Source organism: Shewanella sp. Sh95, assembly GCF_001308045.1.
Taxonomy (GTDB): domain Bacteria; phylum Pseudomonadota; class Gammaproteobacteria; order Enterobacterales; family Shewanellaceae; genus Shewanella; species Shewanella xiamenensis.
The window spans coordinates 146104-159284 of sequence record NZ_LGYY01000146.1; the positions used below are offsets into that span (position 1 = coordinate 146104).

Annotated in this window: 11 protein-coding genes; 1 reads left to right on the top strand and 10 read right to left on the bottom strand. The window is 47.5% G+C overall.

What is annotated here, in order from left to right:
* Positions 1-58 precede the first annotated feature (58 nt).
* From putA to AEA42_RS11135, 4 genes are all read right to left on the bottom strand, one after another.
* Positions 59-3253: a bifunctional proline dehydrogenase/L-glutamate gamma-semialdehyde dehydrogenase PutA gene (gene putA / locus AEA42_RS11120; RefSeq protein WP_197278434.1), complete on the bottom strand. Its 3195-nt coding sequence runs from the start codon at positions 3251-3253 to the stop codon at positions 59-61.
* Positions 3254-3510: 257 nt separating this feature from the next.
* Entirely contained in the window at positions 3511-4059 is a 549-nt protein-coding gene (locus AEA42_RS11125; protein ID WP_037431483.1) for a TIGR04211 family SH3 domain-containing protein, read from the bottom strand.
* 195 nt (positions 4060-4254) lie between these two features.
* Complete coding sequence (locus AEA42_RS11130) at positions 4255-5544, bottom strand: inorganic phosphate transporter (protein WP_080612413.1); 1290 nt, start codon at positions 5542-5544, stop codon at positions 4255-4257.
* Positions 5545-5569: 25 nt separating this feature from the next.
* Positions 5570-6250: a TIGR00153 family protein gene (locus AEA42_RS11135; RefSeq protein WP_037421779.1), complete on the bottom strand. Its 681-nt coding sequence runs from the start codon at positions 6248-6250 to the stop codon at positions 5570-5572.
* 231 nt (positions 6251-6481) lie between these two features.
* On the opposite strand from AEA42_RS11135, the gene AEA42_RS11140 reads away from it, so the two are divergent.
* On the top strand, positions 6482-7993 hold the full coding sequence (locus AEA42_RS11140; protein ID WP_055647748.1) for a CYTH and CHAD domain-containing protein: 1512 nt from the start codon (positions 6482-6484) through the stop codon (positions 7991-7993).
* 52 nt (positions 7994-8045) lie between these two features.
* Here AEA42_RS11140 and AEA42_RS11145 read toward each other — a convergent pair whose 3' ends face one another.
* The 6 genes from AEA42_RS11145 to AEA42_RS11170 form a co-directional block, all read right to left on the bottom strand.
* A complete protein-coding gene (locus tag AEA42_RS11145) occupies positions 8046-8870 on the bottom strand; it encodes an ion transporter (protein ID WP_037421864.1) in 825 nt (274 codons plus the stop codon).
* A gap of 146 nt (positions 8871-9016) precedes the next feature.
* On the bottom strand, positions 9017-9346 hold the full coding sequence (locus tag AEA42_RS11150) for a hypothetical protein (protein ID WP_037421772.1): 330 nt from the start codon (positions 9344-9346) through the stop codon (positions 9017-9019).
* A gap of 107 nt (positions 9347-9453) precedes the next feature.
* A complete protein-coding gene (locus AEA42_RS11155) occupies positions 9454-10107 on the bottom strand; it encodes a hypothetical protein (protein WP_047539554.1) in 654 nt (217 codons plus the stop codon).
* Positions 10108-10253: 146 nt separating this feature from the next.
* Entirely contained in the window at positions 10254-10943 is a 690-nt protein-coding gene (locus AEA42_RS11160; protein WP_055647749.1) for a PspA/IM30 family protein, read from the bottom strand.
* 12 nt (positions 10944-10955) lie between these two features.
* Entirely contained in the window at positions 10956-11369 is a 414-nt protein-coding gene (locus tag AEA42_RS11165) for a DUF2170 family protein (RefSeq protein WP_007645549.1), read from the bottom strand.
* Positions 11370-11447: 78 nt separating this feature from the next.
* On the bottom strand, positions 11448-13181 hold the full coding sequence (locus AEA42_RS11170) for a polyamine aminopropyltransferase (RefSeq protein ID WP_055647750.1): 1734 nt from the start codon (positions 13179-13181) through the stop codon (positions 11448-11450).

The following is a 13181-nucleotide window of genomic DNA, read 5'->3' on the forward strand; positions in this document are numbered from 1 at the left end:
GCCAATAAAAAAGCCAGACTCCGTCTGGCTTTTGTTCAACTCTCACAGGTGAGAGAGCTTATTCTTCACTATCACCCAGTGACAACAGGGTCGCGTTACCGCCGATAGCGGTGATGTTATTAGTGCGGGTCTTTTCAGTCACAAAGCGAGTTAAGTAGTGTGGACCACCGGCTTTTGGACCTGTGCCCGACAGACCTTGACCGCCGAAAGGCTGAACGCCAACGACTGCGCCGATTTGGTTACGGTTGATGTACACGTTACCTACGTTCACTTTATCAGCGACTTCGAGGGCATGGCCTTCGTTACGGCTGTGGATACCTAAAGTTAAGCCAAAACCTGTGCTGTTGATTTCATCGATTACATGGGCAAGTTCAGCGGCCTTGTAGCGGATCACATGCAGGATTGGACCAAAGTGTTCTTTTTCAAGCACTTTGATTGAGTCGATTTCAACGGCAGTTGGCGCTACAAAGTGACCATTCTCAGTGCCCGCTGGCAGAGACATTTGCTTGATAAGCTTACCGACTTGCTTGATGTGGTCGATATGGGCGTCAAGGTTAGCCTTCGCGGTCGCATCGATAACTGGGCCTACGTCGGTTTTCACTGAACTTGGGTTGCCAATCACTAACTCATCCATCGCACCTTGCAGAACATCGATAACGCGGTCTGCAATATCTTCCTGTAGGAAGAGTACACGCAGCGCCGAGCAGCGTTGACCCGCACTGGTGAAGGATGAAGACACTACATCGTTAACCACTTGTTCTGGCTGAGAAGTAGAGTCAACCACCATTGCGTTTTGACCACCAGTTTCGGCGATTAACGGAATGATTGCGCCTTCACGGTTTGCCAGTGTGCGGTTAATGAGTTTGGCTGTGCCCGTTGAACCGGTAAAGCATACGCCACCGATGCGCTCATCAGCCGTCAGTGCGTTACCTACGGTAGCGCCAGTGCCTGGTAGATATTGCAGCACGTCCGTTGGAATACCCGCTTGGTGTGCTAACTGCACTGCGCGGTAACCAATGATAGACGTCTGTTCAGCGGGTTTTGCGACCACAGTGTTACCCGCAGCGAGGGCCGCCGATACTTGGCCTAAGAAGATCGCTAATGGGAAGTTCCATGGGCTAATACAGACGAACACACCGCGACCTTGGAGGAAGAGTTCGTTGAGCTCTCCTGTTGGGCCTGGGAGCAGTTCAGGTTTTGACATCAGCTTTTTAGCTTGCACCGCGTAGTAGCGGCAGAAGTCTACGGCTTCACGCACTTCGTCAATACCGTCTTGTATGCTCTTGCCCGCTTCACGGGTACACAGGGCAATCAGTTCTTCGCGGTTTTCTTCTAACAGATCCGCAAGCTTTTGCAGTGCCGAGGCGCGCACTTCAACAGGCGTACGGGTCCAAGAGGCGAAAGCTGCATGAGCAGAAGACACGGCTTGTTCGATAGCCGCTTTGTCGGCAAAGGCCACTTGGCCCACGGTTTGAGTGGTATCGAATGGGCTAACCACGGTTTTGTGCTCGCCAGTTAAGGTTTGACCATTAACCAGAGGGCCCGCTTGCCACTGCGTCGATTTGAATTTGTCTAAGGCCGCGAAGAATGGCTCTGCTTCTGAAATGATGTTCATATTGAGTCCCTTGGAATTTTTGCGATCGCTACCGAAGATGTCGGTAGGTAAAACGATTTTGTTGTTAGCCAGGGTTTTGTAGCCTGTCAGGGTTTTCAGTGGGTGAACCACTAAAGACTCGATAGGGGTTTTCGGATCGACCAGCTTGTGTACGAACGAGGTGTTCGCACCGTTTTCCAGCAGGCGACGCACTAGGTAGGGCAGCAGATCCTTATGGGCACCGATTGGGGCATAGATACGTACCGCTTTCGCGCCCGCTTCCGACAGAATCGTGTCGTACAGCTCTTGTCCCATACCGTGTAGACGTTGGAATTCGTGGTTACGATCGCCCGCCATATCGGAAATGGCCGCCACTGTTTGCGCGTTGTGGCTGGCAAATTGTGGGTAAATCGCGCCGCGGGTGGCGTCGGATAACAGGTAACGCGCACAGGCTAAGTAAGATACGTCGGTACCGGCTTTGCGGGTGTAGAGTGGGTAAGCAGCTTCGCCAGCTTGTTGTGCCCATTTCAGCTCGCTATCCCAGTAGGCGCCTTTCACTAAGCGAACGGGAATTTCGTCGCCTTGCTCTTTCGCTAGGCGGGTTAACCATACCAGCACTGGCAGGGCGCGCTTAGAGTAAGCTTGCACCACGATACCTAGTAAGCCCCAACCCTTAGTGGCGTCAGAATTAAACAGTTTTTGGAACAGTTTTAATGACAGCTCAAGACGGTCAACTTCTTCGGCGTCGATAGAAATGCCGATATTTAATCCGCGCGCGAGTTTAATCAGGCGAATAACGGTGTCGTATAGCTCGGTCAATACACGGTCTTCGTTAGCGACTTCGTAACGTGGGTGCAATGCCGACAGCTTGATAGAAATGGTTGGGCGTGGTGATTCACTTTCGTTATAGCTTTGCGCGCCTAACTCGGTAATCGCATTGGCATAATCGTTAAAGTATTTTTCGGCATCTTTACGCGTTAGCGCGGCTTCTCCCAGCATATCGTAGGAGTGGGTGTAACCTAATTTACGCTTGTCTTCGCTGTTCTTGAGCGCTTCTTTCATGGTGCGGCCGAGAACGAACTGCTTACCCATAATCTTCATCGCTGCCATCATGGCTTGGCGGATCACAGGCTCACCTAAACGATTGACTAAACGGCCTAATAGGCTACTTGGGCTACCATCGATTTTTTTATCTAAGCTAACAATTTTACCCGTGAGCATTAGGCCCCAAGTGGAGGCATTAACGAGCACCGAATCGCTTTTGCTTAAGTGTTCATCCCATTTTGCGCCTGAAAGTTTATCTTCAATCAAGGCGTCGGCGGTGGCCGCATCGGGAATACGCAGCAGGGCTTCGGCTAAACACATCAGGATGATGCCTTCCTGTGTTTCTAAGCTGTATTGCTGCAGGAAGGCATCGATGCCAACCATTAAGCCTTTTTTCTCAAATTGACGAACTTTGTTTACCAGTTCGTGGGCACGACGAGTGACGCGCTCGATGGCTTCATCACTGGAGGGTACTAGTTTGATTAGCTCTGACAAGTATTGTTCTTCATCGACAATGTAGTTGTCGGTGACGGCTTTGAACAGTTCGTCGAGATTGGCAGAATCGTAGCGGCCTGCCAGCACTTCACTCGCTTTGAACATAGTAATCGCTTCCATCTTGGCCAGTTGTTTTCGGCTCTATTGTTGAAACAAAAATGGGGGGCGCGAAACGCATTTGATATTTTGTATACAATATGAAGCTTTGCGCGCGCAGATTATACAACCAAAATGTGACGGACAACACTATAGCGTGAAAGAATGTGAGGATTGTTTGATTGGCTTGTTAAGCGTTAGTTGTAACGCTTGATTGACAAAAAGCCAGTGTTTGAAAACACTGGCTTTAGCTTTGACTTTCAGATTATTTGCGTAAAAATTTACATCCAACGCTTCTTGTTGCGGCGTTGTGGTCTTGGCAGATATACCAAAATTACCCCAACCACTAAACCGGCGGCGGCAATCAGTCCACCCTCACGCCATAGGGCAAATTGTGCCTCTTGGGCGCTACGATCAACCGCTACTTTGAGGTTATCACGCTCTTGAGTGGTTTTGTTCAGCATAGCTTCGGCTTCGCTTAGCTTGGCTTTGAGTTCATCCACTTCATCGGAATGGTTATTCGTCGAACTTAAGACTTCTGCAAGCTTGGCTTTGGTTTCGTTTAACTCATTAGTGAGTGTTGAAACTTGCTCACGAAAACTAGGCGTTGAACTGATTAAGTTGGTTGGCACCCAACCTTCACGACCTTTATGGTCGATTATTTTTGAATAATCACCCTGAGTTTCGCCAAGTAACGTAACGGGTTGTCCCGCTTCAATCGAACCCAAAATACGATAATCAGTACCAGGGCCGTTGAGAATATAAAGAAACACGTTATCCGAGATATAGCGGGGTTGGCCTTCGGCCAGCAGGTTAGGGGAGAGTAACATCATTCCCACCAGAGTCAGCATTCTTAACACTTTTGTATTCTCATCAACGAAATAGTGACCACATGCTAGGGATTTGAGGCCTGCAATGCAAGAGGGAAGTCATAGACTTCCCTCAACTTTGCCGCATCCATGCTAGCAATTCCTCTGTGTTTAGTACATTTCTACGGCGAGCTTGCCATAGTCGTCATGTGCTTCTTAGTTAAAGATGCCTTTAATCATATAGAAGAAGATGATCGATAGACCTGCACCCGCAGGTAAAGTAACCACCCAAGACACAACAATGTTACGCACCACACCAATATTAATTGCCGCAATACCACGGGCCATACCCACACCTAATACCGCACCGACTAACGTTTGTGTGGTAGAGATAGGTAAACCAGTACCAGAAGCAATCACTACAGTAGAGGCTGCGGCTAATTCGGCAGCAAAACCGCGACTTGGGGTTAAGTGAGTAATATTTTTACCAATGGTTTGCATTACGCGCTGACCGAAAATCGCCAGACCCATAACGATACCGACAGCACCTAAAGGTAGGATCCACCATACTAACGGTGATTTAGATGCAATTTGGCCACCACTATTAACTACAGATACCACCGCAGCTAAAGGACCAATCGCATTTGCAACATCGTTTGAACCGTGGGCGAATGCCATACAACAAGCGGTTAAAACCATCAGGATCGCAAACACTTTTTCGACGTTAGCGTACATGGTTTTGTGGCTTGCTTTCTCATCCATTTTTAGACGAGAAATAAACACTTTACCTATGATACCAACGACCAATGCTATTACGCCCGCCAGGATATAAGCTTCGGCACCTTTTAAATGAATGCCAACGTGTGACAACCCTTTGAGGATCGTGACTAATGACATCATAAAGCCTGCGAACGCCATGTAGAAAGGTACATAACGTTTAGCATTAGCAAGTGGGTTATCGGTGTTGAAAATCAGTTTTTGAGTGCTTTGGAACAGAATGAACGCCATAAAGCCAGAGATTGCTGGTGTAATGACCCAAGAACCAACAATACCGCCTACTTTTTCCCAAGCGACAGACTCAGTGCCAACGCCTACAGCCGCGAAGCCGATAATCGCGCCTACAATTGAGTGAGTCGTTGATACTGGCCAGCCTAATGCCGATGCCACGACTAACCAAATCCCCGCAGCTAACAATGAGCCAATCATGCCATATACCAGCAATTCAGGGGTTTGGGTAAAATAACTTGAATCAATAATACCGTTACGGATTGTACTGGTCACTTCGCCGCCGGCCAAAAAAGCACCTGCAAATTCGAAGATCATAGCGATAATAATCGCTTGTTTAATCGTAATAGCGTTAGAACCAACAGAGGTTCCCATCGCATTGGCCACATCGTTTGCACCAATGCCCCACGCCATTAGAAAACCAAACGCAGCCGCAATGGCAATAAGCCACGGCCCATTAGTGGCTAATACGTTAGCCACCTCCATACCTGCATCAACCATATTGATACCTTGATAACCTTATTTATTAAACGCGAGCAAGCATAAGCTCAAGACGCGAACCGACGCGTTCGGCCAGATCTGCAAGACCGCCGACCCATTCAATCGTTTTATAGAGGAACATCACATCGACAGGATTCAATTCTGATTCCAATGCGAATAATTGACGACGAAGTTGAATTTGTAAATCGTCAGTATCTTCTTCGATGATATCGAGTTCGTTGATCATTTTGGCCACTAAGTCGACTTCACGACCACGGAAACCTGCTTCGAGCAAATCTTCGAGTTCGTTAATGACTTCTTTTGCAAGACCAACAGCGTCGATACAACGTTGTAAGTATGCGATAAAGGGGACTTGCATGACCTGAGGGATAAGCAATTGACGGCCGATTACACGACCAGAGATATCTTTTGCTTTGTTAGCGATTTTGTCTTGTTGTGTCAGTAGTTCCAATAGATCTGTACGCTCAACAGGCATAAACAAACCGCTTGGCAGAGTGAGGCGAATTTCACGTTTGAGTGAGTCCCCTTGCTTTTCCGCTAAACTAATTTGTTTACGTAGTTGAACTGCAGCATCCCAGTTACCTGTGATGGTGGCTTCGAAAAAGGGGACCAGTAACGATGCGCAATCGTAGACTTTGTCCATGTGCTCTTGAAGAGGCTTAATTGGCGATTTTGCAAACACGCCCAAAATAGAGTTTACTGGCATTGCCGTTTACCTATTTAGATTGTTCCATGATTGGAAAAAGCGGGCGCATGTTACCCTATGCGTCCGCGTATTGAAACTGTGTTTTTTGAGAAAAAATCACAGCTTTATTCTAACGGGTTATATACCAACTTCAAAACCAAATCCTACGGGATTTTTATGACACATTTGTGACATTATGAACTAAAAATGACGCGTGAATGAATATTTGATGACAAAATGAGCGGTGCAGTAATGAATGCTGAGATTGAATTAAAACTGTTTTTCCTACCTAAATTTCTAGAAACCCTGATAAATAAGCTAGATAGCTTAGAAAATGCTGCTCCGCAAGGCACACGTCGTTTAACCAACGGTTACTTTGACACACCCACATTGCAATTGCGTCAATGGGATATGGGATTGCGGGTTCGTGGCTATGATGGACACAAAGAACAAACCATCAAAACAGCAGGGCAAGTGATTGGAGGGATCCATTCACGCCCCGAATATAATGTCACTATTCAAGCTGATAGCCCTGATTTAAGCCTGTTTCCGGCAAACATTTGGCCCTTAAATGCTAATCTAACCGCTGTACAAACTGAGCTTGGTTGCGTGTTCCATACTGATTTTTATCGCCGAGCTTGGCATGTAACTGTGGGAAATAGCCTAGTGGAGGTCGCCTTAGATACTGGCGAAATTACCGCCAATGGCAAGCACGAGGCGCTCTGTGAACTGGAATTTGAGCTGTTAAGTGGAGATGCTAATGCACTATTAGTATTGGCAACGGAAGTGGCTGATACTGTTCCAGTGCGTTTAGGCAAAGCCAGTAAGGCGCAGCGGGGCTATCGACTCGCGGGGCAATCTAAGCCGTTAGCCTTAAGTGCGCTGGAGTTTTTGCCTCTGCCTGTGCCTGAAGATTTGAATCTACATCAACCCCATCAACAGGATTTAACGGCGACCTGCCAAGTGTTACTTGAAACGGCACTTGAACGTTGGCAGTTGCTTGAGGCGATGATAGCTGATGAACAAGATAACGAAGCTCAGATAGCCCTTTGGTGGCGGATGCGTGCTTGTATTCGTTTATTGCGGATGACTCTGAGCCAGTTTGGTCTCGCTAATGCTACTTTGATGCAGCAATTTAATCTTATTGAATCACAACTAACGTTTATTGAAGAGGCACAGGCCTTAGCAGCCTTGCTCGGTAGTCAAAAAGGCTTATTAACTCGGCACGACGCCCGTCAAGCTTTGATGCAACAACTACAGCTGCAATTTGAAGCCATGGATATCTCTGGGCGGTTAAATTTACTCTGGCAAAGAGTTGAATACGGTCAATTGCAGTTAGCGATTGTCGAGATCCTATTGGCACTCAGCGCGGGGAATATCGAACTGCCCGCAGAGCTTGGATTATCCCACCATGCTGATCATGCTCAGGAAGCCTCATGGCAGGCGATTTTAGCTGCCATGCCTAGCGATAAAACAATGACCGCCGAGGATTATTTGCAGTGTGCCGCGTTGCTGGATGAGAGTATTCAAATAGGGCAAGCGTATGGGCTTTTATATGAGGCAAAATCCCGTGATGCCTTTAGGGCGCCATGGCAGGATTTAGTGTTAGGGATTAGAACCTTAGCCTGTTATCGACAATTAACACTTGCGGCCAAATCGCTTGGTGTCGATTTAACCGATTGGCTTGAGGACAAGCAGCAAAGCTTACTTTTTGCGATGGAGGCATCGAGACAAAACGCGATTGAGCAAACGACCTATTGGTAAACGGCCTGTTGGAATCGCCATATTGAACGAAGCTTAGGAAGGCAGTGCCTTCCTAATTTTTTTGGGCTTCTAAAGCTTGTTTTAACTCAGCAATTTTGGCCAGCATCTGTGCCTGATTTTGCTCCATTTGCCGCTGGGTTTCTTCCATTCTAGCAAGCGCTAGTTCAAGTTCTGACTTGATTTCTGCCTTATGGGCATCTTGGCGCTCCTGTCGTTCGCTTTCATCTGGTGCAACAAACACAGAAGCCATATACCCCGAAATTACCCCGAAAAAACTCACACCACTTACGATCACTATGCCACCCACAATATGCCCCGCGGTGCTGACGGGATAAAAGTCGCCGTAACCTACGGTCGAAATGGTCACTAATGCCCACCAAATAGCCTGCTCGGCGGTTTGGATATTGGCGCCTTCAGTGCCGCTTTCGACAATCAAAATAATAATTGAAGCGAAGGTTAAAATGGTCACCATCGCCACCAGCAAACTGGCAAGGGTGGCTTGTTTACGTTGTTTTATCAGTGGGATAAGGAAGGAGCGGCTCATACGGATTAAACGGATCACCCGTAGGATTTGGAAGACCCGAGCAATGCGTAGCGCCTCAATAGCAGGAATACTGGCGATGAAATCGATCCAATGATGGCGTAGGTAAAAGAGTTTATTCCGCGAGCGTAATAGGCCAGCAAAAAAGTTGACCATAAAAATCATGCAAATCGTGGTATCGATGAAAAAGAGTAATCGATAGGTTTCTGTATCGAGACGGCCAAAGGTCATCACTAGCACTATGATCACCGATAGCAGCGATAGCAGCATCATTGCAACTTCGATGGGTGAGGGATTACCAACGGCGCGGAGTGACCAAGAGGTTTTATCTGTCATGCCTAACATGATCCCTGTGTTTTAAGGCGAATGTTTAAGGTAAAAGAGTTTACGCTATGAGTAAATTAACTTTGTGATAAATCGCCCGAGTTAGTCCAGTCAGGCCATTTGACGCCGATTTTTGTGCAGGATTAACGCTGAAATTATTAGTCCTTTGCGACAAAGCGCACGAGATCTTCGAGTACTCTACGTTTAATTTCAAGCTGGGCATCAGCACTTAGGCCGTATTTTTCAGCAAGTTGCACATAATCGTCGGCGTTAAGTGACACGGTTAAACGGGGGCGAGTCGGACGTTTTGAAACACTTAAGCCCAAAATCGTTCTGATCTGATCGGAAGGGCTAACGCCCGCATCGAGCGCCGCTTTACGAATAGAATATTGAAACTTTTCATCGAGGTCGAAAGCCACTTGAGTTGCCTTTGCAGCATCTTGGTTCTTCTGCCATTGCTCTGGAAGAGGGTGTTTCATTTTACTCATTGGGTTTTACCTGTTGCTATCAACCGTATATTGCGAGCCAATTCAATGGGGATTGTAATGGCTTAAGCGATAAAGTGCGAGTCACGCACTTTATCTTTTGCCAAATTTTACTGACCGGGCCAGTAGTCGCGAATATCTGACAAGGGGCGGTATAAGGTCAGTACCACATCGGTATCGCCACCCTCATACACTTCAACTTCGACTGCGCGGCTTTCGTCATCATCGAGCAGCAAATAATATTCGAAGGGTTCACCGCTGGCGCCATTGGCATCCTGCGGCGGTTTAAGTCCTCGATAATCTTCACGGTGGAAGTAGCCAAAGAGTGCAAAACTCACTTGGTGGTATTGCTTGCCCAACCATTGTTCGAGCTGCTCGGCTAACGGTGGTGATAACTCTTGGGTGGTGAGCTCGGCGTGTCCAGGCTCATCGAACAGGGTGCTAAATTGCTCTAGGTCGAATAGTTGCTCAACCTGGGAGCGGGTAATTTTAAGGGAAAAAGCAAGGTAAGTTTCATCGTCTTCTTCGATGCTTAAAAACAAGGTGTCACTACCATGCCCTTTGAGTACCCATTCGGTTTGTTGTTTACGTTCAAATTCGTAGGTATTAACGGCTTCGACTTTGAGTTGTTGGCCGCGCAATTGTGGTGGCAGTGCAAAACTATTGTCGATGGAGATCATGTCACCGATCTTGAGCGCGGAGGGATGATTGAGTTCACGCGCTGGAGGCGCCTTTTTACCAAAAATACTGTTAAAAAATCCCATATTCGCTCCTAAGCTGTGCGCCAATGTTCTGAACTAACCCATGAGTTAGCTTAGACTTGGGTGAATGTTGGTATACCTAAAACAAAAAAGCCGAGCACAATAGGGGGTGATGGTCCCATCAGTGCTCGGCGTTTGGTCAATCTTAATTAGCTTTTACGTGCCTTGATACGTTCGAGCACAGCGTTAGCATTGGATTTTTGCTCACCAATGCCCGCTTCAGCTAACTTAGCCTGCAATGATTTATCACTGCCTTCTTCGGCTAAGGCTTCAGCTGCTTTTAATCTGTCATCAAACTGCTGCTGACGCGCTTTGATACGCTCTAAAGAGTCTTTTGCATTCAGTAGCTTAGAGTTGCTTGATGCGAAAGAGTCGGTAATCGTTGCCGTGGCTTTTTGCACGCTTTCGGTGGTTTTTACCATGCTTAACTGACGTTGATAATCAGACAGTTGACGCTCGGTCTTCTTCACTAAATCTTTCAGACGTACTGCATGGGCGCTGAAGCTGTCATTCGCAGTTTGCTGCTCGGCCAGCTCTTGCTCTAATTGAGCAATTTTTTCAGCTACTTCAATGGCTAAGGCTTCGTTGCCTTTATCTAATGCTTGCGTTGCATAGCCTTCGTGTTCGGCAATTGAGCGCTTTAAGCGGTCAACTTCGCGGCTGGCTTGCATTTCTTTCGCCATCACATCGGTCAGTTCGCGCTTGGCGTTGGTTAAGTGTTTCTCGGCATCACGGATTTCCTGTTCGAAAATTCGAGTCGAGTTTGCGTCTACGATGCTTTGGCCAACTTCGGTGGCACCACCGCGAAACGCTGTTAAAATTTTGTTCAGAATGCCCATAATTGTGGCTCCTTATTTCAGATAGTCGACCATTTCATCGATAACTTCTAAGCAGTTATCGGATAAGACTGCTAACTCTTGCTCGATTTCGAGCATGCTAGATTGCAGAGACAGCGCGCCGTAAACCACGTATTTGTCATCAATTTTGGCAAAGGCTGACAATGGCATTGGAATGTTTAATTCGAGCATGGTCTCAAACATTTCGCTGCGACGTTCTTGGTTTACTTCGTTCTCGCCCCACAGGTAGCTGATGCAGAGAATTTGGTTGTCCGTAACCGATACGAATACCGGGATTTCTTCACGGCCGACCACATTCACTTGCAACACTTCGACTTCACCATCAATTGGATAGCAATCGAATTGGAAGCCGGTCTGGCTGTTATTGCCAAGGCTGTTGAGGTGATTAGCAAGAGTATGGATATTCATATTTGTCCTTATTGACATATTATGTCTGTGTTCAAAGATAGCATCGGGACATAATATGTCAAGTACTATCTTTATCCGTTAAAAAAGATCCAGTCCTTGGGTTTCGGACCATGCCTGTTGATGGTAATGGTACAACTGCAACGAACCGAGTTCGTTAGGCTTAATATTGGCGGCGTCCTGATAAAAATTGGCAGGAAATTCAAAGGCGCCTTTGACTAAACCTAAGGTTAACCAGTCATCCGCTATCGGCAGTGCTGTCAGCTCGCCTAGGCGATGCTGGGCATCTTTTCCCGATACAGTGGCAATGCTCCAGCCCCATTCTCCAAAGCTTGGGACGTTATGGTGATACTGTTTTACGTCAAACCCCGCTAAAGCCAAGGTTTTCGCGACCGAGATAAAGGCCTTTTGCGCGTGATAGGGCGAGGTTGACTGTACAGTCAGAGCGCCATCACTGCTCATTAGTTCCTTGAGCTTGCGATAGAAATAATCCGAATAGAGCTTATTTAAATCGGGATGGCTAGGATCGGGCAAGTCCACAATAATGGCGTCGTATTTATTCCCTGTGGCAATCAATTTATCGACTCCGTTAAAGGCATCGTCGTGGATCACCTTAACGCGAGGATTGTTAAAGGCATTGCCATTGAGGGCTAACAGGGCTTGGCTTAAACGCTTAGGCATATCCGTATCGGGCGTTTTAAAGAGTTGCACCAATGCGGCATCAAGATCGAGTAAGGTCACTTGCTCAGGCTCCCAGCGCAGCACTTGTTTTAGGCCCAGCCCATCACCGCCGCCAATGATTAATACCTTGTTATGACGAGCGCTAGCTGCAAGGGTTGGATGAACTAAAAACGCATGGTAAATGTGTTCATCGCTACTCGAAAACTGTAAACGACCATTGATATACAAGGCATATACGGGGAGAAGACCATTGCCGCGTAGGCGCTCTGTAAAGGTCAACTGTTGAAAACGCGTTGCCTTGGCATAGACCACCTTATCTTTGTAAAGCAGATTGTTGAACTGTTGCTCCCAGCTTGGCCCTCGAATGGCGAGCAGCAACAATACGCCAGTGACGACTAAGTGGCCCACTAACAGTAATTTCGGTCTTTGGATCTTTGGCCAAAAGCGCCAGATAAATACAAACCCAGCTAACAAGTTAAAGCTGGCGGTGAGTGCTGCGGCCAGTTGTATGTCAATAGCCAGCATAAAGCCGACCCAAATGGCTGCGCCAATGCCCGCGCCAATATAGTCGGCGCCATAAATAGTACCAGCATTATGCAGCAAGTGCTCATCTGATAGAGATTGTCTTACCCTCGCGATCAGCGGAATTTCCATCCCGATCATCAAGCCGAGCAAAACGCCCCAGACATAGGGCAGATATTCGCTCAGCTTTTGCAGCGAGCCAATCATGCCACCCTCGGGCAGTTGATCCGGTGGTAAGCCTAAGGTGGAGGCGATAAGCATCGGCAGCTGCTGACCAAAACCTATTACGGCTGCGGTAATTAAAATCGCCAGCGAGCCGCAGAGCGCGACCGTGAGTTCGAGCACCACAAAGCCAATAAAGGCATCTTTAATTTTGCGAGCGGCAAAGGCACCAAGACCCATGGAGACGATCATCAGGCCGATCATAGTGTAAATGGCGGCTTCTAACGCGCCTAAGATCCTGCCTGCGTAGTGGGACAACAGGTATTCGTAGATCAGGCCGCACCCAGCGAGTACGGCCATAATGCCCAATAGTAGGACATCATCGAACCAGCTTAGGCGACTCGTTTTTACCGTTTGAGTCGCAGAGCCGGTTATTTGGGATTCGTGCAT